Origin of the sequence: Pseudoxanthomonas sp. PXM02, assembly GCF_014851805.1 — a bacterium.
Classification (GTDB): domain Bacteria; phylum Pseudomonadota; class Gammaproteobacteria; order Xanthomonadales; family Xanthomonadaceae; genus Pseudoxanthomonas_A.
Genome location: NZ_JACVAK010000002.1, coordinates 595,098 through 617,574 on the forward strand (window position 1 = coordinate 595,098; position 22,477 = coordinate 617,574).

General features: G+C 66.6%; 24 protein-coding genes. 11 read left to right on the top strand and 13 right to left on the bottom strand.

Features of this window, described 5'->3' with window-relative positions:
• Positions 1-3: 3 nt before the first annotated feature.
• From IB225_RS11535 to IB225_RS11575, 9 genes are all read right to left on the bottom strand, one after another.
• Positions 4-2,091, bottom strand: a complete 2,088-nt coding sequence (locus tag IB225_RS11535) for a carbon starvation CstA family protein (protein ID WP_192311385.1) — start codon at positions 2,089-2,091, stop codon at positions 4-6.
• A gap of 112 nt (positions 2,092-2,203) precedes the next feature.
• The gene (gene corA, locus IB225_RS11540) at positions 2,204-3,217 is read right to left on the bottom strand and encodes a magnesium/cobalt transporter CorA (protein WP_192311386.1); all 1,014 of its coding nucleotides are present in this window, start codon (positions 3,215-3,217) and stop codon (positions 2,204-2,206) included.
• A 137-nt stretch (positions 3,218-3,354) separates the two neighbouring features.
• Positions 3,355-5,391 carry a glycoside hydrolase family 97 protein gene (locus IB225_RS11545; RefSeq protein ID WP_225583704.1) on the bottom strand — a complete coding sequence of 679 codons (2,037 nt, stop codon included), beginning with the start codon at positions 5,389-5,391 and terminating at the stop codon, positions 3,355-3,357.
• A gap of 45 nt (positions 5,392-5,436) precedes the next feature.
• Positions 5,437-6,615 (bottom strand): DUF4105 domain-containing protein, encoded by a 1,179-nt coding sequence (locus IB225_RS11550; RefSeq protein WP_192311387.1) that lies wholly within the window; start codon positions 6,613-6,615, stop codon positions 5,437-5,439.
• Complete coding sequence (locus tag IB225_RS11555; RefSeq protein ID WP_192311388.1) at positions 6,608-7,483, bottom strand: transporter associated domain-containing protein; 876 nt, start codon at positions 7,481-7,483, stop codon at positions 6,608-6,610. Before IB225_RS11555 ends, IB225_RS11550 begins: the two co-directional genes overlap by 8 nt.
• 40 nt (positions 7,484-7,523) lie before the next feature.
• Positions 7,524-8,096, bottom strand: coding sequence for a hypothetical protein (locus IB225_RS11560; protein ID WP_192311389.1), 573 nt, complete (start codon positions 8,094-8,096; stop codon positions 7,524-7,526).
• Between the two features lie 4 nt (positions 8,097-8,100).
• Positions 8,101-8,589: an rRNA maturation RNase YbeY gene (gene ybeY / locus IB225_RS11565; protein WP_192311390.1), complete on the bottom strand. Its 489-nt coding sequence runs from the start codon at positions 8,587-8,589 to the stop codon at positions 8,101-8,103.
• Between the two features lie 25 nt (positions 8,590-8,614).
• A complete protein-coding gene (locus tag IB225_RS11570; RefSeq protein ID WP_192311391.1) occupies positions 8,615-9,598 on the bottom strand; it encodes a PhoH family protein in 984 nt (327 codons plus the stop codon).
• Between the two features lie 25 nt (positions 9,599-9,623).
• Positions 9,624-9,923 carry a hypothetical protein gene (locus tag IB225_RS11575; RefSeq protein ID WP_192311392.1) on the bottom strand — a complete coding sequence of 100 codons (300 nt, stop codon included), beginning with the start codon at positions 9,921-9,923 and terminating at the stop codon, positions 9,624-9,626.
• A gap of 145 nt (positions 9,924-10,068) precedes the next feature.
• Between IB225_RS11575 and IB225_RS11580 the strand changes: the two genes are divergently transcribed.
• From IB225_RS11580 to IB225_RS11600, 5 genes are read left to right on the top strand one after another with little or no spacing between them, the layout of a single operon-like run.
• Positions 10,069-10,788 carry a TetR/AcrR family transcriptional regulator gene (locus IB225_RS11580; protein WP_192311393.1) on the top strand — a complete coding sequence of 240 codons (720 nt, stop codon included), beginning with the start codon at positions 10,069-10,071 and terminating at the stop codon, positions 10,786-10,788.
• Positions 10,778-11,737 (top strand): HlyD family efflux transporter periplasmic adaptor subunit, encoded by a 960-nt coding sequence (locus IB225_RS11585; protein WP_192311394.1) that lies wholly within the window; start codon positions 10,778-10,780, stop codon positions 11,735-11,737. Before IB225_RS11580 ends, IB225_RS11585 begins: the two co-directional genes overlap by 11 nt.
• A gap of 13 nt (positions 11,738-11,750) precedes the next feature.
• Entirely contained in the window at positions 11,751-12,677 is a 927-nt protein-coding gene (locus IB225_RS11590; RefSeq protein ID WP_192311885.1) for an ABC transporter ATP-binding protein, read from the top strand.
• On the top strand, positions 12,674-13,759 hold the full coding sequence (locus IB225_RS11595) for an ABC transporter permease (RefSeq protein WP_192311395.1): 1,086 nt from the start codon (positions 12,674-12,676) through the stop codon (positions 13,757-13,759). The genes IB225_RS11590 and IB225_RS11595 overlap by 4 nt, the downstream gene beginning before the upstream one ends.
• Positions 13,760-13,796: 37 nt before the next feature.
• Positions 13,797-14,228, top strand: coding sequence for a hypothetical protein (locus tag IB225_RS11600; protein WP_192311396.1), 432 nt, complete (start codon positions 13,797-13,799; stop codon positions 14,226-14,228).
• A gap of 6 nt (positions 14,229-14,234) precedes the next feature.
• Here the strand turns inward: IB225_RS11600 and miaB are convergent, their stop codons facing one another.
• Positions 14,235-15,671, bottom strand: a complete 1,437-nt coding sequence (miaB, locus tag IB225_RS11605) for a tRNA (N6-isopentenyl adenosine(37)-C2)-methylthiotransferase MiaB (RefSeq protein ID WP_192311397.1) — start codon at positions 15,669-15,671, stop codon at positions 14,235-14,237.
• Between the two features lie 209 nt (positions 15,672-15,880).
• On the opposite strand from miaB, the gene IB225_RS11610 reads away from it, so the two are divergent.
• The 6 genes from IB225_RS11610 to IB225_RS11635 all read left to right on the top strand — a co-directional run bounded on the left by IB225_RS11610 (position 15,881) and on the right by IB225_RS11635 (position 20,906).
• The gene (locus IB225_RS11610) at positions 15,881-16,786 is read left to right on the top strand and encodes a lytic transglycosylase domain-containing protein (RefSeq protein ID WP_192311886.1); all 906 of its coding nucleotides are present in this window, start codon (positions 15,881-15,883) and stop codon (positions 16,784-16,786) included.
• 167 nt (positions 16,787-16,953) lie between these two features.
• A complete protein-coding gene (petA, locus tag IB225_RS11615; RefSeq protein ID WP_192311398.1) occupies positions 16,954-17,565 on the top strand; it encodes a ubiquinol-cytochrome c reductase iron-sulfur subunit in 612 nt (203 codons plus the stop codon).
• A gap of 3 nt (positions 17,566-17,568) precedes the next feature.
• On the top strand, positions 17,569-18,828 hold the full coding sequence (locus IB225_RS11620; RefSeq protein WP_192311399.1) for a cytochrome bc complex cytochrome b subunit: 1,260 nt from the start codon (positions 17,569-17,571) through the stop codon (positions 18,826-18,828).
• The gene (locus tag IB225_RS11625) at positions 18,821-19,567 is read left to right on the top strand and encodes a cytochrome c1 (protein ID WP_192311400.1); all 747 of its coding nucleotides are present in this window, start codon (positions 18,821-18,823) and stop codon (positions 19,565-19,567) included. Before IB225_RS11620 ends, IB225_RS11625 begins: the two co-directional genes overlap by 8 nt.
• Before the next feature lie 180 nt (positions 19,568-19,747).
• The gene (locus tag IB225_RS11630) at positions 19,748-20,383 is read left to right on the top strand and encodes a glutathione S-transferase N-terminal domain-containing protein (RefSeq protein WP_162339302.1); all 636 of its coding nucleotides are present in this window, start codon (positions 19,748-19,750) and stop codon (positions 20,381-20,383) included.
• 64 nt (positions 20,384-20,447) lie between these two features.
• Positions 20,448-20,906, top strand: a complete 459-nt coding sequence (locus tag IB225_RS11635) for a ClpXP protease specificity-enhancing factor (RefSeq protein WP_192311401.1) — start codon at positions 20,448-20,450, stop codon at positions 20,904-20,906.
• A gap of 45 nt (positions 20,907-20,951) precedes the next feature.
• Here the strand turns inward: IB225_RS11635 and IB225_RS11640 are convergent, their stop codons facing one another.
• Genes IB225_RS11640 through IB225_RS11650 form a run of 3 tightly spaced genes read right to left on the bottom strand, consistent with a single transcriptional unit; the run spans position 20,952 to position 22,424 of the window.
• Entirely contained in the window at positions 20,952-21,284 is a 333-nt protein-coding gene (locus IB225_RS11640; RefSeq protein ID WP_192311402.1) for a DUF3301 domain-containing protein, read from the bottom strand.
• Positions 21,285-21,291: 7 nt separating this feature from the next.
• A complete protein-coding gene (gene nadC / locus IB225_RS11645; RefSeq protein ID WP_192311403.1) occupies positions 21,292-22,158 on the bottom strand; it encodes a carboxylating nicotinate-nucleotide diphosphorylase in 867 nt (288 codons plus the stop codon).
• Positions 22,155-22,424 carry a Trm112 family protein gene (locus tag IB225_RS11650; protein WP_192311404.1) on the bottom strand — a complete coding sequence of 90 codons (270 nt, stop codon included), beginning with the start codon at positions 22,422-22,424 and terminating at the stop codon, positions 22,155-22,157. Before IB225_RS11650 ends, nadC begins: the two co-directional genes overlap by 4 nt.
• Positions 22,425-22,477: the final 53 nt, after the last annotated feature.

A 22,477-nucleotide genomic window follows, 5' to 3' on the forward strand; every position in this document is an offset into this window, starting at 1 on the left:
GCCTTACAGCCAGACCTTCTGCTGCTCTTCGGTCAACGCCACGTACGGCGTCTCGCGATCGGTGCGTTCGCTGCTGGCACGCGCCTTCAGGATCGCCTTGATCGCGTAGAACAGCACGCTGAACACCACGAACAGGAACAGCACGGTCAGGCCGGTGTTGACGTAACTGTTGATCACCACCTGGTGCATCTGGCTCATGCTCTTCGCAGCGCCGAGCAGCTGGCCATCGGCGATGGAGGCCTGGTACTTCTTGGCCTGGGCGACGAAGCCGACCGCCGGGTTGCTGTCGAAGATCTTGATCAGGCCAGCATAGGTCGTGCAGATCAGCAGCCATACGGCCGGCACGATGGTGACCCACGCGTAGCGGTCGCGCTTCATCTTGAACAGCACCACCGTGCACAGCATCAGCGCGATGCCGGCGAGCATCTGGTTGGCGATGCCGAACAGCGGCCACAGGGTGTTGATGCCACCCAGCGGATCCACCACGCCCTGGTACAGGAAGTAGCCCCACAGCGCGACGCAGCCGGCGGTGCCGATGACGTTCGCGCCCCAGGAATCCGTCTTGCGCAGCGGCGGGATGAAGTTGCCCAGCAGGTCCTGCAGCATGAAGCGGCCGGCACGCGTGCCCGCGTCCACCGCGGTCAGGATGAACAGCGCTTCGAACAGGATCGCGAAGTGGTACCAGAACGCCATCATCGCGTCGCCACCGGGCAACGCGTCATGCAGGATCACCGCGATGCCGACGGCCAGCGTCGGTGCGCCACCGGCGCGCGAGATGATCGTGCCCTCGCCGATGTTGTGTGCCGTCTGCTCCAGCATTTCCGGCGTCACCACGAAGCCCCAGCTGCTGACCTTGGCGGCCACGTCGACGGCGGTGGTGCCGATGGCGGCGGCGGGGCTGTTCATGGCGAAGTACACGCCCGGCTCGATGATCGAAGCCGCGACCAGCGCCATGATGGCGACGAACGACTCCATCAGCATGCCGCCATAGCCGATGTAGCGGGTGTGGGTTTCATTGGCCAGCAGCTTGGGCGAGGTGCCCGAGCTGATCAGCGCGTGGAAGCCGGACACCGCGCCGCAGGCGATGGTGATGAAGAGGAACGGGAACAGGCCGCCCTTCCACACCGGACCGTCACCGGTGCTGGCGAACTGGGTGAACGCCGGCATCTTCAGCGAGGTCACTTCCGGGCTGGCGATGACGATGCCGATGGCCAGCGCGACGATCACGCCGATCTTGAGGAAGGTCGACAGGTAATCGCGCGGTGCCAGCAGCAGCCACACGGGCAGTACGGCGGCGACGAAGCCGTAGCCGATCAGCATCCAGGTGATCTGGGTGCCGGTGAAGGTGAACGCCGGGCCCCAGGTGGGGTGCGCGCCGACCTTGCCGCCGAACCAGATAGCCAGCAGCAGCAGGATGATGCCGACCACCGAGATCTCGCCGATCTTGCCGGGACGGATGTAGCGCATGTAGATGCCCATGAAGATCGCGATAGGCATCGTGGCGATCACCGTGAACATGCCCCACGGGCTTTCCGCCAACGCCTTCACCACGATCATCGCCAGCACCGCCAGGATGATGATCATGATCAGGAAGGCGCCGAACAGCGCGATGGTGCCGGCCACCTGGCCCATTTCCTCGCGGACGAGGTCACCGAGCGAGCGGCCGTTGCGGCGGCTGGAGATGAACAGGACCATGAAGTCCTGCACCGCACCGGCCAGCACGACACCGGCGATCAGCCAGAGCATGCCGGGCAGGTAGCCCATCTGCGCGGCCAGCACGGGACCGACCAGCGGGCCGGCGCCGGCGATGGCAGCGAAGTGGTGGCCGAACAGCACGTGCTTGTTGGTGGGCACGTAGTCCAGGCCATCGTTGTTGATGTGCGCAGGCGTGGCCCGGGTCGGGTCCAGCTGCATCACGTTCTTGGCGATGTACAGGCTGTAGTAGCGGTAGGCGACCAGGTAGATGGAGACCGCCGCCACGACGATCCACAACGCACTGATCTGTTCGCCCTGGCGCAGCGCCACCACGCCCAGACACACCGCGCCGAGCAGCGCGAGCGCCGCCCAGCCGATCTTGGAAAAACCATTCATTCGGAAACCCTCCAGCAGGTCCGCACAAGGGTCACCCCATGCGCGAAACCGGTCAATCCGTAATGCTGGATTCAGCCTTCGACTTTGGTCGCAGTCCGCCGGCGTAGGGCGGTCAGAGCCAGCGCACGCGCTTGAACAGGCGGTACAGGCCGAAGCAGGCCAACGCGACGGCAGCGATCAGGATCGGGTAGGAGAAGCGGGTATGCAGTTCCGGCATGAACTCGAAGTTCATGCCGTACCAGCTGGTGATCAGCGTGGGCGCGGCGAGCAGGGCGGCCCAGGCGCCCAGCCGCTTGACCGTCTCGCCCTGCGCCAGCGTCACCAGCGACAGGTTGACGCTCAGCGCGGTGGTCAGCATCTCGCGCAGGGTGTCGGTGTATTCGTTGACGCGCAGCACGTGGTCCTGCACGTCGCGGAAGTACAGCCGGACTTCTTCCGGAATCAGCGTGCTCTGCGAGCGCGTCAGCTGCGCCAGCACGTCCTGCAGCGGTGCGACGGCCAACCGCATCTGGGTCAGCTCGCGCTTCAGTTCGTAGAGTTTCACCACGGTCACCCGCCGATAGGTGTCGGCGAAGATGTCCTTTTCCAGCGCATCCAGCGTCTGCTTGAACTGGTCGATGATCGGCCGGTAGTTGTCGACGATGTAGTCGAGCACCGCATACAGCCCGTACGACGGTCCGAGCGCGAGCAGTTCGGGTTCGCGCTGCACGCGCTCACGCACCGGCGCGTATGACAGCGAGGCGCCATGGCGCACCGTCACCAGATAGCGCGGACCGAGGAAGGCATGGGTCTCGCCGAAGCGGATGCGGTCGTCGACCACCTGTGCGGTATGCACGGCGACGAACAGCGAGTTGCCGTAGGCCTCCAGCTTGGGACGCTGGTGCGCGTTCTGCGCGTCCTCGACCGCCAGGTCGTGCAGGCAGAATTCCTCCTGCAGCTTCTCGAGGATCGCATCAGCGGGTTCGTACAGCCCCACCCAGATGAAACTGCCGTCGTCGACGGCCAGCACGTCGCTGATCTCGTCCAGGCTGATGTCGCGCCGCTTGCCGCCCTTGTCGTAGACCACGCAGTTGATGACGCACTGGGGCAGGACGGGTCTGGTTTCGGCGATCGCGACGTCATTCATGGCGTGAATCGTGCGCCAGAAGACCGTATCCGACAAGTCGAGGGTTGGTGTGGGAGCGACGTAAGTCGCGATGACGGTCCCAGGGAAACCGCCAGCTACAGCTCGCGACTCACGTCGCTCCCACAACCAGGTTCACGTCACTGCGCCACGAACCGGATCGCTTGGCCGCCACCTGGCGCGAGCTTCAGCGTCAGCGTGTCACCGCGCGTCACGCTGCGCTCTTCGATCACGATGTCCTGCGGCGCGGTCTTCCAGTTCGCCTTGTCGCCGTCGCGGTAGATCTGCGCGGTGTAACGGCGGCCTTCGTCGAGGAACGCCAGCGGCACGCTCAGCGTGCGGCCATCCTCGTCGGTCAGCGAGCCCAGGTACCAGTTGTCGCCGCCACGCTCCTTGCGCGCGATGGTGACGTAGTCGCCCACTTCGCCGTTCAGCACGCGGGTGTCGTCCCAGTCCACCGGCACGTCCTTGATGAACTGGAACGGCGCCGGGTTCTTCTCGTAGTTCTCCAGCAGGTCGGCCGCCATCTGCAGCGGGCTGTAGATGACCACGTACAGCGAGAGTTGCTTGGCCCAGGTGGTCGCGATGCCGTCGGTGGACCGCGTCTTCATGCCGAAGATGCCGGGCGTGTAGTCCATCGGGCCGGCGAGCAGGCGGGTGAAGGCGAGGTTGGCTTCGTGTTCCGGCGGATTGCCGGGCTGGCCCCACGCACTGAACTCCATGCCGCGCGCGCCCTCGCGGGTGATCCAGTTCGGATAGGTGCGGCGGAGACCGCTGTCCTTGATCGGCTCGTGCGGATTGACGGAGATGTGTCGCTTGGCGGCTTCCGTCACGACCTTCAGGTGGTGGCGGGCCATGTCCTGGCCTTCGTGCCACGCGTAGTGGCGCTTGCCGTCGGTGCCGGTGACCTTGGCCTGGCTGGCATCGGCCACGTAGCCGGTCTTCACCGCCGGCACGCCGACACGCTGGTACAGGTCGAACGCGTCGCCCAGTTGCGACTCGTAGTGCGCGGCGTTGCCCGAGGTCTCGTGGTGGCCGATCAGCACCACCCCCTTCGAGCGGGCGTAAGCACTCAGGGCTTCGAGATCGAAATCCGGATACGGCTTCGTGAAGCTGAAGTCTTCGCCGTTGCCGAACCAGTCGCCGTCCCAGCCCACGTTCCAGCCTTCCACCAGCACGCCGCCGAAACCGTGCTTGGCGGCGAAGTCGATGTGCTTGCGGACGTTCTCGTTGGTGGCGCCGTGCTTGGGTCCGGAGGCCCAGCTCTTCAGCTCCAGGTGCATTTCCCACCACACACCGACGTATTTCATCGGCTTCACCCACGACACGTCGCCGAGTGCGTTGGGTTCGTTGAGGTTGAGCGTCAGGCTCGACATGGCGAGCCCGGCCGCATCGTCGCTGAGCAGCAGCGTGCGCCATGGCGTGTCGAAGGGCGCTGCACGGACCACCTTGCCTTCGCCGATGCCGGGCGTCAGGTCCGCCTTCAGGCGCCGGTCTTCGACGCGGGTCAGGTTCATGCCGCTGTAGTCGACCAATGCGGCTTCATGGATCGACAGATGGGTGCCGTCATCGAACTTGAAGGTGATCGGCGTCTGCGCATCGCCGACCTGTTGCACCGGCGTGCGGTGGTACAGGTATTCCTCGCGGTTCCATTCGCCCGCCGGAATCCACCACGCCGTGGCATCGCGGGCCAGCGAGAACTCGGTCAGTTCCTCGCTGATCTTCACCTGCTCCAGGCCGGCCTGCTTCGGGAAGCGGTAGCGGAAGCCAACGCCGTCGTCGAACACGCGGAACACCACGTCGTAGCTGCGGAAGGGCTTGGCCTTCTCCTTCAGCGTGACGGTCAACTCGTTGTAGTGGTTGCGGATGAAGCGGCGTTCACCCCACGGCTGCTCCCAGGTCTCGTCGAACGTGCGCGTGCGCGGCTGCACGATCTCGATGTTGCGCTCGAACTTCGGCGCGTCGAGCAGCAGGAAGCCGAGGCGGGACGGCGTGATGACCGGTTGACCCTTGCGCGAGACCGCATAGGCGGGACGGCCGTCGTTGTCGGTTGAAAGGTCCACCACGATGGAGCCGTCGGGAGACGCGATCCGCGGGCCGGGTCCGGCATGCGCGGACGCGGCGACGGCGAACATGACCGTCAGTGGCGCGACGAACGTGGAGAGAAAACGGAGCATGCGACCCTCGCGATAGGCAGAGGGCCGCATCCTGCGTGGCAGGGCTCAGTGCGACAAGCGTCGCGGCATGAATACGTATGCAAGCGCCAGATGGATCGGCAGCAGCAATGCGATCCATGTCTGGTTGTACTGCAGCCGCAACGGCAGCCAATGCAGGAACCACGCGGCTGAAGCACCGATCGCGATCGCCACCGTCAGCCAGCGGAACCACGTCGCCGGTGTGCGGCGGCGCAACACGGAAAATGCGCCGGGGATCAGCAGCACGCAGAGCGGATTCAGCAGCAGGAGGTTGCGGTTGCCCCACGCGGCCCAGTGCTCGGTGAAGCCCCACAGATAGACCAGCACGGCGCCGGCGACGAAGCACAGCAGCCAGAACGGCAGGGCGACCGCTGCCACGGCGCGTGGCCAGCGACGACCCGCGACGGCGAGCGCGATCGCAATGACCAGACCCGCGCCCAGCCACGGCAGCCAGCGGCGCGGCGTTTCCGCCGGTTCCGCCGCGATGCGGTGCGGCAGCAACTGCATTTCCGACTGCACCAGCGGACGGCCCGCGGCATTCTTTGCCTCGCGCAGGCTGTCGGCCAGGCGCATCGGTACGAAGGCTTCTTCCCAGCGCGACATCGGTCTGTCGGCATTCGGACCCAGGCCCAGGTCGAAACCCAGCCACATCCAGGTGGCCGGCGACGCCAGGCGCACCGCTTCGCTGCGGAAGGTATTGCCGCGGGAGCGACCGGCCAGTTGCGACTTCAGTGTGCCGCCGAGCGCGGCATCCAGCGCGTCGCGCACCTGCGTCGAACAGTTGGAGGTGAAGTAGTCGTAGCGGTAGCGCGCGTTCTCCGGCCGCGCGTGCTCAGCCAGCGCGTCCGCGAGCGCCTGCGCCTGCGCGGGCGCCAGGTCCAGCCATTGCAGCGAGACGCCACGCCCGCTGTCGCGGTACTGAAGCAGGTCCTGCTCGAAGGGCAGCGCGACCAGGTAATACATCATGTGGCCGCGCGCGAAGTTGCCGACGAAGTCGGATTCGCCCGGATCGAAGAAACCGAAGTTGTACGAGATCGCGTCGCCGCTGGCGGGGTCGACGACGACGATGGCGTTGTGGCCGAAGCGTTCGAAGAACACTTCGCCCGGTTCCATTGTCGCCACGCCGATCCGCGGCGCGGCCCAGGCGGCCGACGCCAGCAGCCACAGCACGCCCAGCAACGCCAGGCGCGCGGCAGCGCTACGCATCGGACAGCACCCCGACATGGAAGGCATGCACGCGGCGCGCATCGGCACGTGCGACGCGGAACATGAAGCGGCCCAGCGTCAGCTCCTCGCCGGTTTCCGGCAGGTGGCCGATGGCCGCGGTGATCAGGCCGCCCACGGTGTCGTATTCGTCGTCGAGGAAGTCGGCGCCGAAGCGCTCGTTGAAGTCGGCGATCGGCGTCAGCGCATCCACCACGAACTGGCCGTCGGCCTGCGCCGCGATCAGCGCGGCACCGTCCTCGGCTTCGTCGTGCTCGTCGTCGATCTCGCCGACGATCTGTTCCAGTACGTCCTCGATGGTCACCAGGCCGGCGACGCCACCGTATTCGTCCACGACGATCGCCATGTGGTTGCGCGACAGCCGGAATTCCTTCAGCAGCAGGTTGAGCTTCTTCGACTCCGGGATCAGCACCGCCGGACGCAGCAGTTCGCGCACGCTGCCGGGACCGTTGTCGGCCACGACGCCGCGCAGCAGGTCCTTGGCCAGCAGGATGCCGAGGATCTCGTCCTTGTTTTCGCCGTGTACCGGGAAGCGGGAGTGGCCGGATTCCACCACGTCCTTCATCAGGTCGAGGAAGCGGGCTTCCACCGGCAGCGAGACCATCTGTGCGCGCGGCACCATGACGTCGCCCACGGTCAGGTCGGCGACCGCAATGGCGCCTTCCATCATCTTGAGGGTGTCGCTGGCAATCAGGCCGTCGGACTGCGCATCGCGCAGGATGGCCACCAGGTCGTCGCGTGTGCTGGGTTCGCCGGAGAACGCCGAACTGAGGCGGTCCAGCCAAGTGCGCCGTTTCTCCGACGGTTTGTCGGAGCCTTCCGGCGCGAGGGTACTGTCGTCTTCTGACATCTCGGGGGAGTGGTCGCCCGCGGGGGGCGTGGCGGCCAGTCTAACCCGGTTGGACGGCCTGCGCAGGCGCCTCGGCCTCGTCTTCGACGTCCTCCTCGGGCAGATCCTGGCTGTAGCTGCAGCCGGCCAGCGTCTTGTCGGGGTGCGAGGACACGTTGCTGACGTTGAGTACGGCCGAGTCGATCAGCACCTTGCCGGTGGCGGCGTCGCGGACCTCTTCGCTGCGTACTTCCTTGCCGAACATGGCCTTGGCGGGCGTATCGATCGCGGTTTCGAGCTCCAGCTGCTTCGCCAGCGGCCTCGGGTCGGGCAGGTCGAGCAGGGCGACGACGCCGCCGCCGGAGAACGCGATGTGCTGCGTGTCGTGCCCGAACACCCGGATCGGCGCGAGCAGGCGGTACTCGCTCATGAACATGTTCGCCTGCGGCAGCGGCTCCCAGCCGAGTGCGACCGCCTTCAGCGGGTCTTCCAGCACGGGCGCCAGCGCGGCGAGCTGCCCGAGGTCACCACGGCACTCGATGAGTGCGGCGAGGTCCGGTCGTGGATCCTGTGCGGTCGCCGTCAGCGGAAGCCACAGCGCCAGCAGCGGCGCAAAGGACAAGGCACGCAGCATGCGGTCAGTCTTCCGCGTAAGGATCGGCGATGCCGAGTTCGGCGAGGATCTCGCGCTCCAGCTGCTCCATGCACTCGGCTTCCTTGTCGTCCTCATGATCCCAACCCAGCAGATGCAGCGTGCCGTGCACGGTCATGTGCGCGTAGTGTGCCGCCAGCGGCTTCTTCTGCTCCTTCGCTTCGCGCGCCACCACCGGTGCGCAGATCACCAGGTCGCCGAGCAGCGGCATCTTCACGCCTTTCGGCAGCTTGACGCCTTCGGCCATTTCCGCCGGGAAGCTGAGGACATTGGTCGCATAGTCGCGACCACGGTAATGCCGGTTGAGCGCTCGTCCTTCCTTGCTGTCGACGATGCGGATGGCGAGGTCGGCCTCGCGGATGCGACCCTTCAGCGCCGCGGCCACCCACTTGCGGAAGCTCACCGCGGACGGAATGCCCGTGCGCGGCAACGCGTAGTTGACGGAAACTTCGAGACGGACGGGACCTTGGGTCATGGCGTGCGTGGCCGGCGGTGGAGGATCAGGCAGGTCCCGTTTCGGAATCCTTGCCATCACGTGCATCGTAAGCCCGCACGATCTTCGCTACCAGCGGATGACGCACGACGTCGCGACTGGTGAAGAAGTTGAACGAAATGCCGTCGACGCCGCGAAGCACCTCCAGCGCGTCCTTCAGGCCGGACTTCTGGTGCTTGGGCAGGTCGACCTGGGTCAGGTCGCCGGTGACCACCGCCGTGCTGCCGTAACCGATGCGCGTCAGGAACATCTTCATCTGCTCGATGGTGGTGTTCTGCGCCTCATCGAGGATCACGAACGCATCGTTGAGCGTGCGGCCGCGCATGTAGGCCAGCGGCGCGATCTCGATGACGTTCTTTTCCAGCAGCTTGACCACCTTTTCCACGCCGAGCATCTCGTACAGCGCGTCGTACAGCGGGCGCAGGTAGGGGTCGACCTTCTGCGACAGGTCGCCGGGCAGGAAGCCGAGCTTCTCGCCGGCTTCCACCGCCGGCCGCACCAGGATCAGGCGCTGCACGCGCGATTCGTTCAGCGCTTCCACCGCGCTGGCGACGGCCAGGAAGGTCTTGCCGGTACCGGCCGGGCCGATGCCGAAGTTGATGTCGTGCGTTGCGATGGCATGCAGGTACTTGGCCTGGTTGGCACCGCGACCGCGCACGGTGCCGCGCTTGACCTTGATGGCGACGTCCTGCGGCGCGTAACCGTCGTCGGCGACGTGCGCCACGTTGGAGGCATTGAGGCGCAGGTGGATGGCTTCGCTGTCGAAGGTCTCGCTGACGGTCTCGTCGTACAGCGCATGCAGCAGCTTCTCGGTGGCCAGCACGGTTTTTTCGGGGCCGGTGACGCGGAAGATGGCGCCGCGGTTGGCGATCTCCACGCCCAGCCGCAGTTCGATCTGGCGCAGGTGTGCGTCGAAGGGGCCGGCGAGGTTCGCCAGGCGCTCGGTGTTTTCGGGTTCGAGGGTGAATTCGCGCTTGCTGGGGTCGGTCATGGGGCAGGGGTCGTAAACGGGGGAGTCAGTGGCGTGTCTGGTCGTCGGCGTCGTCCACCGGCCACTGATGGAAGACATAGGCCTCGTTGTCCAGCTGCGCCACATCGAAGGGCTCGGTGTCGGGGGCGTCCTCGCGCCCGATCTGTTCGGGCTCGTCTTCGACCGCGATGACCTCCCAGCCCTGTTCACGGATGAACTCGCTGGCACGGCGCATCGGGTCGTCGGCGAAGCCGGGCTTCTGGTAGCAGGTGACGAAGGCGCCGCCGGCCTCGGTGAAATCGGGGCTGTCGGGCAGGGGGCGGGCTTCCAGCGTGAACACCCACAACGGGGAGCTGTCGGTGGAAATGGCGGCGTTCCTGGCGAATGCAAGGCGGGCGCGCAGCGTAGCGCGCCGCCTTGGCAGCGGCCAGCCGCCCGCCGTTCGTCGGGTTGGGGTTGAAATTTAATTAATCGGAAAATTAAATATAACCATGACCTCTCCCAAGCCCCCCAGAGACACCGCCGGCAGTCCGGCAAAGACCGCACCAAAAAAAAGTGCGCCTCCCCGCAAGCGCAGTCCCGGCCGTCGTCCGACGGCCGAGTCGGCGGACCTGCGCGCCACCCTGCTCGATGCGGCGCTGGCCTGCTTCGTCAGGAAGGGCATCGCCGCGACGTCGCTGCGCGACATCGCCGCCGAAGCCCACGTCACGCCCGCACTGGTGCATTACTACTTCGGCGACAAGGCACAGCTGCAGCAGGCGGTCGTGGCAGAGCGGCTGTTGCCGGTAATCGGCCAGATGCGCGCGCCGCTGATGCAGGCAGGCGACGCCGACGTCGCCGCGCTGGTCGCCGGTTTCGTGCACGGCATCGCCGGCGTGGTCCAGCAGCATCCCTGGCTGCCTACGCTGTGGGTGCGCGAGATCCTCTGCGAGGGCGGCGCGCTGCGCGACATGATGATCAGCCAGGTCGGCCCGCTGCTGCCGAAGATGATGGCGGGCCGCTTCGCGGCCGCGCAGCAGGCGGGCCAACTCAACCCCGACCTCGATCCGCGCCTGCTGATGGTGTCGCTGATCGGGCTGACGATGTTCCCGATGGCGAGCGCGCCGATCTGGCGCCAGCTGTTCGGTGCCGACGATATCGACTTCAACGACCTGCGCCGGCACACGCTGGTGCTGCTGGACCGTGGACTGGAGCTGGACCATGCGAAATGAACTGCCGCGCGCGACCCTGGCGGTCGCGCTGATCCTGCTTGCCGGCTGCAAGGCCGACGCGCCGCTCGCATTGGGCACGCTGGAATGGGACCGGGTGACGCTGCCGTCGCCGGTGGCCGAGAAGATCGTGCGCGTCGATGTGCGCGAGGGCCAGCAAGTGGCCGCCGGCGCACCGCTGCTGCAGTTGGAACTGACGCGTACGCAGTCGCAACTGGCGGCCGCGCAGGCGCAGGCCACGCAGAGCCGGGAAGCGTTGGCGGAACTGCGCGCAGGCCCGCGCAGCGAGGACATCGCGCAGGCGCGCGCCAGCCTGGCCGCCGCACAAGCGCAGGCTCGCGACGCCGACGCCTACTACGCGCGCCTGCAGCCGCTCGGTCGTCAGCAACTGGTCGCGGCGTCGGAGGTGGATCGTGCACGTGCGTCGTCGCAGAGCGCGCAGGCGCAGGTGCGGCAGGCGCAGGCGGCATTGCTGGAACTGGAGCGGGGCACCCGCGTCGAGCAGGTGGCGCAGGGCGTCGCCGCCGTCGTGTCCGCCGAGGCGCAGGCCAGCGTGCAGGCGGTGACGCTGGACAAGCTCAATGTCGTGGCGCCGCGCGCGGGCCGCATCGACAGCCTGCCGTACAAGCTGGGTGACCAGGCGCCGGTCGGCTCACCGCTGGCGGTGATGCTGGTGGGCGAGGCGCCGTATGCACGGGTCTATCTGCCGCAGGCGCAGCGCAACGCGCTGAAGGTCGGCGACCGCGTGCAGGTGCGCCTGAATGGCCAAGACACGACGTACGCCGGTCGCGTGCGGATGATCCGCAGCGAGCCGAGCTTCACCCCGTACTTCGCATTGACCGGGCAGGACGCCGCACGGCTCAGCTATCTGGCCGAAATCACCCTGGGCAAGGAGGCGGCCGAGCTGCCGGTCGGCGCGCCACTGCAGGTGGTGTCCCATGGCGACGAATGACGGCGACATCGCCATCCGCGTCCGCGGGCTGACCAAGCGCTTCGGCGGGCTGGTTGCCGTCAACAACGTCGACCTCAACGTGCCGCGACGCAACGTCTACGGCTTCCTCGGGCCGAACGGTTCCGGCAAGTCCACCACCATCCGCATGCTGTGCGGCCTGCTGACGCCGACGGCGGGCGAGATCGATGTGCTGGGCCTGCGCATCCCCGAACAGGCCGAGCAGCTGCGCACGCGCATCGGCTACATGACGCAGAAGTTCTCGCTGTTCGAGGACCTGACGGTGCGCGAGAACCTGGAATTCCTCGCCGCGGTGCAGGACATCCCACGCGCGCAGGCGCGGCGTCGCATCGACGAACTGGTGGAGCAGTACCACTTCCAGGACCGGCAGAAGCAGTTGGCCGGCACGATGAGCGGCGGCCAGAAGCAGCGGCTCGCACTGGCGGGGGCTGTCATCCACTCGCCGGAGCTGCTGTTCCTAGACGAACCGACCAGTGCGGTGGATCCGGAGTCGCGCCGCGACTTCTGGGAGAAGCTCTTCGAACTCGCCGATGCCGGCACCACGCTGCTCGTGTCCACGCACTACATGGACGAAGCCGAGCGCTGCCACCGCATCGCCATCCTTGATCGCGGCGTCCTGGTGGCCGACGGCACGCCGGATGCGCTGACCGGCGAACTGGCCGGTCGCACGCTGGTGGTCACCGCGGCGCAGCCGCGGCAAGCGCAGAAAGTGCTGGTCGACTTCCCCGGCGTCCTCAGCGTGGCGCAGGTCGGCAATGTCCTGCGCGTGTTGCTGGCGGAGAGCGGCGATGCTGCCGACCGCATCGCCCAGGGCCTGCGCAAAGCCGGGATCGAGGCGGACGTGTCAGCGTCGCAGGCCAATCTGGAGGACGTCTTCGTATCGGCGACGCGCGGCCAGCCGGCGCGCGAGGCGGCCGCATGAACCTGCGCCGCCTGATGGCCGTGATGGTCAAGGAGATCCGCCAGATGCGTCGCGACCGCATCACGCTGGCGATGATCGTCGGTATCCCGGTGATGCAACTGCTGCTGTTCGGCTATGCGATCAACACCAACCTGCGCGACCTGTCCGCCGGCATCGCCGACCAGGCGCGCACGTCCGCCTCGCGCGCGCTGGTGATGGATATCGTCGCCACCGGCGTGGTTACGCCGACACGGGAAGCGGCAACACCGCAGGAACTGGTCGAGGCGATGCGGCGTGGCGAGATCAGCATCGGCATCGTCATCCCGCCGGACTATGCACGCCGTCGCGCGGAGGGCCGCGAGGCGGTGCAGATCTTCGTCGACGGCAGCGACAACGCAGTGCAGAGCGCCGCGGCACAGCTGGCGCAGATGCCACTGGACGGTGGCAGCAGTCCGCTGGCGACGCGCCCGATCAGCGTGGTGGGTTTCTACAACCCGCAGCGGCGGTCGGCGGTGAACGTCGTGCCGGGCCTGATCGGCGTGATCCTGACCATGACCATGGTGCTGTTCACCGGCGTGGCCATCGTGCGTGAGCGCGAGCGCGGCAACATGGAGCTGCTGATCGCCACCCCGGTGAGCAGCGGGGAACTTATGATCGGCAAAGTGCTGCCGTACGTGGCCATCGGGTTGGTGCAGACGACGGTGGTGCTGGCGCTGGGCATGTGGCTGTTCGAGGTGCCGCTGGGTGGCAGCCTGCTGCATGTCTATCTCGCCGCATGCCTGCTGATCGTGGCCAACCTGACGCTCGGACTGCTGATCTCGACGCGTGCGCAGTCGCAGTTCCAGGCCATGCAGATGACGTTCTTCGTGTTCCTGCCGTCGATCCTGCTGTCGGGCTTCATGTTCCCGTTCGCCGGCATGCCGAAGGTGGTGCAGTGGATCGCCGAGGTGTTGCCGCTGACCCACTTCCTGCGCCTGGTCCGCGGCGTGATGCTGCGCGGGGCCAGCCTGTGGGAACTGTGGCCCGATGTGCTCGCATTGCTGGCCTTCACCGCCGTGCTGATGACGGCCGCGATCCTGCGCTTCCGCAAGCGGCTGGACTGATAGGCTGGCACTTCGTTCCCGAATGGGTGGGCAGGCGATGGACGAAGCGGCGATCGGTGCGGTGGTGGACGCGATGTACGCGATGATCTCGGGCCCGGCGGGTCCGCGCGACTGGTCGACGCAGGATGCGGTCTTCCATCCCGACTGCCGGCAGATCCGTACCGGCGTCGATGCGGAAGGCAAGCCGTGGCGCCTGTCGTTCTCGCTGGCGGAATACCGGGCGAATGCGGACGCGCTGCTGGCGAACGTGGACTTCTTCGAAGTCGAGACCGGCCGCGAGATCCGCGTGTTCGGCAACATCGCGCACGTCTGGAGCGCTTATGAGGCACGGCATGCGCCCGGCGACGCCGTGCCGGAGCGGCGCGGCATCAACAGCATCCAGCTCTACAGGAGCGAGGAGGGCTGGAAGATCATCCACATGATCTGGGACAACGAGCGCGACGGCGTGCCTCTGCCCGCCGTCGGCTAGCCAGGATCAGTCGGCGCCGACGATCCTGCCGCGCAGCGAGTTGGTCAGCGCCTCGGTGATGACGACGTCGACGAACTGGCCGACCAGGCGCGGATGGCCGGCGAAGTTCACCGAGCGCATGTTCTCGGTCTTGCCGGTCAGTTGGTTTGGGTCCTTCTTCGACGGGCCTTCCACCAGCACCGACTGCACGGTACCCACCATGCGTTGCGAGATGCCGGCGGCGTAGGCGTTGATGTGCTGCTGCAGGCGGTCCAGGCGCGCGTGCTTCACCGCGTCGGTGGTGTCGTCTTCCAGGTCCGCGGCCGGCGTGCCCGGGCGGCGCGAGTAGATGAAACTGAAGCTCTGGTCGAAGCCGACGTCCTCGATCAGTTTCATGGTCTTTTCGAAATCGGCATCGGTTTCGCCGGGGAAGCCGACGATGAAGTCCGAACTGATCGAAATGTCCGGCCGCACCGCGCGCAGCTTGCGGATCTTCTGCTTGAACTCCAGCGCGGTGTAGCCGCGCTTCATCGCCGACAGCACGCGGTCGCTGCCCGCCTGCACCGGCAGGTGCAGGAAGTTGGCCAGCTGCGGTACGTCGCGGTAGGCGTCGACCAGCGAGTCGCTGAATTCCAGCGGGTGCGAGGTGGTGAAGCGGATGCGGCCCACGCCGTCGATTTCGGCAATGGTACGGATCAGCAGACCGAGGTCGGCGACTTCACCGTCACCGTACGGACCACGGTAGGCGTTGACGTTCTGGCCGAGCAGGTTGATCTCGCGCACGCCCTGGGCGGCCAGCTGCGCCACTTCCACCAGCACATCCTCGAACGGACGACTGACTTCGGTGCCGCGGGTGTAGGGCACCACGCAGAACGAGCAGTACTTCGAGCAGCCTTCCATGATCGACACGAATGCCGACGGACCCTCGGCGCGCGGCTCGGGCAGGCGATCGAACTTCTCGATCTCGGGGAAGCTGATGTCCACCTGCGGACGGTTCTGCTCGCGGCGTGCGCGGATCAGTTCCGGCAGGCGGTGCAGGGTCTGCGGGCCGAACACGAGGTCCACGTAGGGCGCGCGCTTGACGATGGCTTCGCCTTCCTGGGAGGCCACGCAACCGCCGACGCCGATGATGACGTCGCGTCCGCCGGCCTTCAGGGCCTTCCAGCGTCCCAACTGGCTGAACACCTTCTCCTGCGCTTTCTCGCGGATGGAGCAGGTGTTGACCAGCACCACGTCGGCTTCTTCGGGGTTGTCGGTCAGTTCCAGACCGTCCGAGGCGGCGAGCACGTCGGCCATCTTGGCCGAGTCGTACTCGTTCATCTGGCACCCGTGGGTCTTGATGTAGAGCTTGCCCCTGACCTGGTCCGGCGCACGGGGGCGGCCGATGGGCAGGGGAACGAGGGCAGGGTCGGTCACGGCGGGGCCGGCCGTGGTCGGCAGTTCGGGGGCTTGCGTCCCGGTCATGGCGCTTAATCCAGTCGGGTGGGCGGGCAGGGCCGCGTAGTCTACGCGCCCGCCGGGGCGGCCGGTAACCGGAGTGGATGGCGTTGATAGGGGGTATCGGACCCGACAAGGGTCGCCGTGCGCCGATGTGTCGAACTCCGACCCGCCGCACAGATTGGAGGAAACCTTTGTTGGACAAGGACTTGGCAATCACCCGGGAATTCGGGACACTGCGCGGCATGAGGGGGACTCTGACGCTTCTGGCCACGCTGGCCGCGTTGACCGCACTGCCGGCCAGCGCGGGCACGCTGTACAAGTGCACCGGCGCGGACGGTGTGCCGGCCTATGTCAGCAAGCGCGTCAGTGGGTCCAGCTGCGAGGTTGTCAGCCGCTACACGCCCGACCGCAGCCGTCCGGCCCAGGTCGCCTCCGTGTCCCGTCCCGCCGAGTCGACGCCGGCCATTGGCGCGGCCACAGCACCCGCCCTGTCCGATTCCGCCAGCGCCATCGTGCCCGCCGCGGTGCCTGCACCCGCGCCGGCGGCGACCGGCCCGCGCCGCGTGGTCAGCGGGCAGGTCTATTCCTATATCAAGGATGGCGTGCGCCACTACACCAGCACGCGTCCGCAGGGCAGCACCCAGGTCGCCAGCCTGCGCACCATCAAGTACAGCTACATCGAAACCTGCTTCGCCTGCGGCAACCCGGGCGTCGACTTCGGCCGTCTGCGCCTGAACACTTCTGCCTATGCCGCCGAGATCGCCGCGGCCTCGCGCGAGTTCGGTGTCGAGGAGTCGATCCTGCGCGCGATCATGCACGCCGAGTCTTCCTACAACCCGATGGCGTTGTCGCATGCCGGCGCGCAGGGCCTGATGCAGCTGATGCCGGCCACGGCACGCCGGTTCGGCGTGACCGATTCCTACAACGCCGGGCAGAACATCCGGGGCGGTGCGCAATACCTCGCCTGGCTGCTGAAGCGCTTCAACGGCAACCTGACCCTGGCCGCCGCCGGTTACAACGCCGGTGAAGGCGCGGTCGATCGCCACGGCGGCGTCCCGCCGTACAAGGAAACCCAGCGCTACGTGCAGCGCGTGGCCGTGCTGGCCGACCGCTACCGCCAGGCCGGCGTCGCGCGCTGAGCCGCGGCGGGCGCCTTCGGGCGCATGCAAGCCTTTGATTTCAAGGCAGCCGTTGTCGGCCCATTAAGGCTTCCGTTACACTTCGACGTCTTTTGCGGCCCGCCCCGGCGTCTTGGGGTGGAGCCTTGGCAGCCTTTTTAGCTACCTATTGTTTTGCGGAGTGCCGGATGGCCATCGATGGGGTCAATGGGCCTGTGAATACGGGCCGACGCCGGTTCCTGACTGCAACCACCGCGGTGGTGGGTGCAGTGGGTGCCGGTATTGCAGCAGTGCCTTTTATCAAGTCGTGGAATCCGAGCGCCCGGGCCAAGCTGGCCGGTGCTCCGGTGACCGCCGACCTCACCGGTCTGCAGGAAGGCCAACGCCTGATCCTGGAATGGCGCGGCCAGCCGATCTGGATCGTCAAGCGTTCCAAGGCGATCCTGGACGCGCTGCCGACGCTGGACGCGAACCTGCGCGATCCGCAGTCCGCCAACAAGGACCAGCAGCCGTCCTACATCACCGGTGAGACGCGCTCGCTGAAGCCGGAAATCTCCGTGCTGGTCGGCCTGTGCACCCATCTGGGCTGCTCGCCGGAAATGGCCGCCGAGATCAAGCCCGAGCCGTACGATCCGGACTGGAAGGGCGGCTACTTCTGCCCCTGCCACAAGTCGCGCTTCGACATGGCCGGCCGCGTGTTCCAGGGCGTGCCCGCACCGACCAACCTGGTGGTGCCGCCGCATTACTACGAGAACGACACGACCATCATCGTCGGCCTCGATCCGCAAGGGGGCGCGTAAGCCATGGCGAACATCTTTACCCGTACCGCCGATGGCGTAGTGGACTGGTTCAATGCGCGCGCGCCGGGCTTCATGCCCGTGTACCGCAAGCACATGAGCGAGTACTACGCGCCCAAGAACTTCAACATCTGGTACATCTTCGGCGTGCTGTCGATCGTGGTGCTGGTCAACCAGATCCTGACCGGCATCTTCCTGACGATGCACTTCAAGCCGAGCGCGGCGGAAGCCTTCGCCTCGGTCGAGTACATCATGCGCGACGTGGAGTGGGGCTGGCTGATCCGCTACATGCACAGCACCGGCGCCTCGCTGTTCTTCATCGTCGTCTATATCCACATGTTCCGCGGCCTGATGTACGGCTCGTACCAGAAGCCGCGCGAGCTGGTGTGGATCCTCGGCATGCTGATCTACCTGGTGCTGATGGCCGAAGCCTTCCTGGGCTACGTGCTGCCGTGGGGCCAGATGTCGTTCTGGGGCGCCAAGGTCATCATCTCGCTGTTCGGCGCCATTCCGGTGATCGGCAACGGCCTGACCGAGTGGATCATGGGCGACTACCTGCCCAGCGACGCCACGCTCAACCGCTTCTTCGCGCTGCACGTCATCGCGCTGCCGCTGGTGCTGTTGCTGCTGGTGGTGCTGCACATCTTCGCGCTGCACGAAGTCGGTTCGAACAACCCCGACGGCGTAGAGATCAAGAAGGGTCCGAAGGGCAATCGCTGGTCGCCCACCGCGCCGGCGGACGGCGTGCCGTTCCATCCGTACTACACGGTCAAGGACGGTTTCTACGTCGGCTGCTTCCTGATCTTTGCGGCGTTCATCGTGTTCTTCGCGCCCGCGATGGGCGGCTGGTTCCTGGAGCACGACAACTTCACCGAGGCGAACCGTCTGGTCACGCCGGAGCACATCAAGCCGGTCTGGTACTACACCCCGTACTACGCGATGTTGCGCGTGGTGCCGCACAAGCTGTCCGGCGTGCTGGTGATGTTCGGCGCCATCGCGATCCTGTTCCTGGTGCCGTGGCTTGATCGCGCCAAGGTCAAGTCGTACCGCTACCGCGGCGTGCTGTCGAAGGTGCTGCTGGGCGTGTTCGCCATCTGCTTCGTCTGGCTGGGCAAGATCGGTGCCGGCCCGGGTACGGATCCGGTGGAGACGATCATCGGTCGCTTCCTGACCGCGTTCTACTTCCTGTTCTTCCTGACCATGCCGATCTGGACCAAGATCGACAAGACCAAGCCAGTGCCCGAGCGGGTGACGACGCATGACTAAGACTTTCGCCTCTCGCCTAGCTGTCTTCGCCAGCGGGTTGCTGATTTCGTTCTCCGTGTTCGCCGCCGGTGGCGGCGAGAAGCTGCAGGCCGGTAACGACCTGGGCGACCGCGCCTCGCTGCAGCGCGGTGCGCAGCTGTACATGAACTACTGCGCCGGCTGCCATTCGCTGAAGTACATGCGCTACTCGCGCATGGCCGAGGACCTGGGCCTGACCGAAGACGAGGTGATGAAGAACCTCAACTTCACCGGCGCCAAGTTCGGCGAACAGATCCAGGTGTCGATGCCGCACGACCCCGCCGCCAAGTGGTTCGGCAAGATGCCGCCCGATCTGAGCGTCATCTCGCGCGTGCGTGGCAGCGACTGGGTCTATACCTACCTCAAGTCGTTCTATCTGGACGAGTCGCGTCCGCTGGGCTGGAACAACAAGCTGTTTCCCAACGCCTCCATGCCCAACCCGCTGTGGGAGCTGCAGGGCCTGCAGCACGCCGAGTTCGGTGCGCCCGACCCGGCGACCGGCGAGCGGCATGTGGAAAGCCTGAAGGTCACGCAGGCTGGCCGTCAGGATGCGCGCGAGTTCGACCAGACCGCGCGCGACATCACCAACTTCCTGGAGTATGTCGGCGAGCCGGCGGCCCTGAAGCGCCAGAGCATCGGTGTGTGGGTGATCCTGTTCCTGTCGGCGCTGACGTTCCTGGCCTACCTGCTGAAGCAGGAGTACTGGAAAGACGTCCACTAAGGCGTCGCGCGTCCGACGCCACGGACGCAGGCCGGAAGGCCTGCTCCGGCGAGGGAAAGCCGGGCAGGATTGCTTGGCTTTTTCCGGCGGGGATTGCACACTCAGGGACCGTGGCGACCGTCAGCAAGGGGCTGGCGGCGTCGGTGCGATCGGCGGATTCCGATCGTCGGAGAGCCGTGAATGGCTGCGAGTCCACGTATGCGCAATACACTGACGTTGTTTTCCTCCACCGATGATGTGCTCTGCCACCGCGTGCGGCTGGTACTCGCCGCGAAGGGCGTGAGCTACGACCTGGTGCCGGTGGATCCGCAGAATCCGCCCGAAGACCTCATCGATCTGAATCCCTACCATTCCGTGCCCACCCTGGTGGAGCGCGACCTGGTGCTGTACGCCGCTTCGGTGGTCAGCGAATACCTCGACGAACGCTACCCGCATCCGCCGCTCATGCCGGTCGACCCGCTTTCGCGCGCGCGCCTTCGCCTGGCCATGCTGCGCATCGAGCACGACTGGGTACCGCAGGTGCAGGCCATCCAGCTGGGCAACAAGCAGCAGGCCGAAGCCGGCCGCAAGCGCCTGAAGGAACTGCTGACCGCCTCAGTGCCGCTGTTCAAGGCAAGCAAGTTCTTCCTCAATCCCGAGATGAGCCTGGCCGATTGCGCCATGGCCCCGATCATCTGGCGTCTGCCGTCGCTTGATGTACCGCTGCCGAAGGATGGCAAGGCGATCGAGGACTACGGCAACCGCATCTTCCGGCATCCCGGTTTCCTGCGCAGCCTCACGGACGCGGAGAAGAAGCTGCGCGAGATCCCGGTCTGACCGACCGCCGAGCAAGACCAGGCCCGCCGCGATTCCCTGTCGTGATGGGCCGCCGAGAAGTGAAATGACCGACGCCTCTTCCCGCATGACCAGCCATCGCCCGTACCTGCTGCGGGCGTTGAACGAGTGGATCGCCGACAACGGGATGACGCCGCATCTGCTGGTCGACGCGACGATGGCGGGCGTGCAGGTGCCCGCGAGCGCGGTGAAGGAAGGCAAGGTGGTGTTGAACATCGCCGAGCGCGCGGTCGTGCGGCTGATGATCGACAACGACGCTGTCAGCTTCACCGCGCGCTTCGGTGGTGTCAGCCACGCCGTCCATGTGCCGATCAGTGCGGTGCTGGCGATCTACTCGCGCGAGACCGGGCAGGGCATGGCGCTGCCGGACGATGTGCCGCACGACACGGAGGCCGCGGGTGACGACGATGATGGCGCTCCGCTGCAGGACTCGCCGCCCGACGACGACACGCCGCCCCCCAGCGGCGGAGGCAAGCGTCCTCCGTTCCTGCGCGTGGTGAAGTAGGACGGCTCCACGCGTCTCCCCGTCCAGGCGCCGGGGAGACAGGCTTCAGTGGTCGATCGGTGTCACCGAAGGTGCGACCGGACCGACGAACGAAACCAGCTGGCCCTTCCTCAGCACCAGCCGTCCGACATGGCGATCAACGCCGTCGTACGAGTACTCGAAGCGGAAGCTGCGTTCGAACCCCAGCCAACCATCCTCGCCTCGACGCAGGCGCAGGCCGTTCGCATGCACGCTCTGGTCCAGCCAGATGACGCCGGCGGCCCGACAGGCATTCTGTCCCAGCACGCCGGCACGTTCGGCAGCGGCGCGCGCGGCATTCCAGTAGGCGAATGCGGCGCCGCCGAAGATCAGCCACAGCAGCGCACTCAATGGAGACATGGCAGCCTCATGGGGCAGGGCCGAGCTTCATCGACAGATCGATGGCGCGGACATGCTTGGTCAGGCCGCCGATCGACACGAAGTCCACGCCGTCCTCGGCGATACCGCGCAGCGTCGTCATGTCGACACTGCCGGAGACTTCGAGCGGGATGCGCCCAAGATAGGGCGCGGCCTTCGCCCGACGCACGGCTTCGCGCCGCGTCCCCGCATCGAAGTCGTCGATCAGGATGCGGTCGCAGCCTGCTGCCAATGCCTCATCCAGTTGATCGAGCGTTTCCACTTCGACGATGAGGGGAAGGGACGGCTGCGCGGCACGCGCCAGGCGAATAGCTGCCACCAGCGAACCGGCGGCACGCACATGGTTTTCCTTGAGCATCACGGCGTCGTACAGACCGATGCGATGGTTCTGTCCGCCACCGCATCGCACGGCATATTTCTGCGCCAGCCGCAGGCCGGGCAGGGTCTTGCGTGTGTCCAGGATCGTACAGCCCGTGCCGCGGACCGCATCGACGTACGTCGCCGTGACGGTGGCGGTGCCGGACAGGGTCTGCAGGAAATTGAGCGACGAGCGCTCGGCCGTGACCAGCGCACGCGTACGGCCGGACAGCGTGGCCAGCACGGTGCCGGCGGGGACGTGGTCGCCGTCCTGCACGCGCCACTCGATGCGTACATCGGGATCGACTGCGCGATGACAGGCATCGAACCAGGGGCGCCCGGCGACGACGGCAGCCTCCTTGCACAGCAGGTAGGCGATGTCCGCACTGTCGGGCAGGAGCGCGGCGGTGACATCGCCGCTGCCGACGTCTTCGGCCAGCGCGCGTGCCACGTCCGACGCGATGACCTCCGTGGGCGGGGGCGTCGGACGCTCGCTCATCGGGCGGGGAAGTCGCCGGCCTGCGCGGTGGCGATCGCTTCCTCGGCGAGCAGCACGGGGATGCCATCGTCCACGCGGTAGACGGTCTTGCGGTCGTGGGTGACCAGCGCTTCGCGCAGCGGGTCGGACTGCACGGTGTCGTCGGCGCGTTTGACCGCCCCTTCGCCGATCGCGCGATTGAGCGCTTCCAGGCCGCGCGCATCGAGCAAGGCCAAGGGCTGGCGGGTGGTGGGGCAGCAGAGGAGGTCGAGCAGTTTGCGGTCCATGAGGGGGACTCGATCAGCGGTTCGGTCAGGAGGGTAGAATACGTCTTTGCGAC

Excerpts from the sequence above, each read along its gene's own strand:
- IB225_RS11620 (WP_192311399.1), top strand. The coding sequence starts at position 17,569 with ATGGCGAACATCTTTACCCGTACCGCCGATGGCGTAGTGGACTGGTTC.
- IB225_RS11580 (WP_192311393.1), top strand. The coding sequence starts at position 10,069 with ATGACCTCTCCCAAGCCCCCCAGAGACACCGCCGGCAGTCCGGCAAAG.
- IB225_RS11570 (WP_192311391.1), bottom strand. The coding sequence starts at position 9,598 with ATGACCGACCCCAGCAAGCGCGAATTCACCCTCGAACCCGAAAACACC.
- IB225_RS11550 (WP_192311387.1), bottom strand. The coding sequence starts at position 6,615 with ATGCGTAGCGCTGCCGCGCGCCTGGCGTTGCTGGGCGTGCTGTGGCTG.
- miaB (WP_192311397.1), bottom strand. The coding sequence starts at position 15,671 with ATGACCGGGACGCAAGCCCCCGAACTGCCGACCACGGCCGGCCCCGCC.
- IB225_RS11535 (WP_192311385.1), bottom strand. The coding sequence starts at position 2,091 with ATGAATGGTTTTTCCAAGATCGGCTGGGCGGCGCTCGCGCTGCTCGGC.
- IB225_RS11600 (WP_192311396.1), top strand. The coding sequence starts at position 13,797 with ATGGACGAAGCGGCGATCGGTGCGGTGGTGGACGCGATGTACGCGATG.
- IB225_RS11595 (WP_192311395.1), top strand. The coding sequence starts at position 12,674 with ATGAACCTGCGCCGCCTGATGGCCGTGATGGTCAAGGAGATCCGCCAG.
- IB225_RS11545 (WP_225583704.1), bottom strand. The coding sequence starts at position 5,391 with ATGCTCCGTTTTCTCTCCACGTTCGTCGCGCCACTGACGGTCATGTTC.
- petA (WP_192311398.1), top strand. The coding sequence starts at position 16,954 with ATGGCCATCGATGGGGTCAATGGGCCTGTGAATACGGGCCGACGCCGG.
- IB225_RS11625 (WP_192311400.1), top strand. The coding sequence starts at position 18,821 with ATGACTAAGACTTTCGCCTCTCGCCTAGCTGTCTTCGCCAGCGGGTTG.
- IB225_RS11635 (WP_192311401.1), top strand. The coding sequence starts at position 20,448 with ATGACCGACGCCTCTTCCCGCATGACCAGCCATCGCCCGTACCTGCTG.
- IB225_RS11560 (WP_192311389.1), bottom strand. The coding sequence starts at position 8,096 with ATGCTGCGTGCCTTGTCCTTTGCGCCGCTGCTGGCGCTGTGGCTTCCG.
- IB225_RS11585 (WP_192311394.1), top strand. The coding sequence starts at position 10,778 with ATGCGAAATGAACTGCCGCGCGCGACCCTGGCGGTCGCGCTGATCCTG.
- IB225_RS11555 (WP_192311388.1), bottom strand. The coding sequence starts at position 7,483 with ATGTCAGAAGACGACAGTACCCTCGCGCCGGAAGGCTCCGACAAACCG.
- IB225_RS11630 (WP_162339302.1), top strand. The coding sequence starts at position 19,748 with ATGGCTGCGAGTCCACGTATGCGCAATACACTGACGTTGTTTTCCTCC.
- nadC (WP_192311403.1), bottom strand. The coding sequence starts at position 22,158 with ATGAGCGAGCGTCCGACGCCCCCGCCCACGGAGGTCATCGCGTCGGAC.
- corA (WP_192311386.1), bottom strand. The coding sequence starts at position 3,217 with ATGAATGACGTCGCGATCGCCGAAACCAGACCCGTCCTGCCCCAGTGC.
- IB225_RS11650 (WP_192311404.1), bottom strand. The coding sequence starts at position 22,424 with ATGGACCGCAAACTGCTCGACCTCCTCTGCTGCCCCACCACCCGCCAG.
- IB225_RS11640 (WP_192311402.1), bottom strand. The coding sequence starts at position 21,284 with ATGTCTCCATTGAGTGCGCTGCTGTGGCTGATCTTCGGCGGCGCCGCA.
- ybeY (WP_192311390.1), bottom strand. The coding sequence starts at position 8,589 with ATGACCCAAGGTCCCGTCCGTCTCGAAGTTTCCGTCAACTACGCGTTG.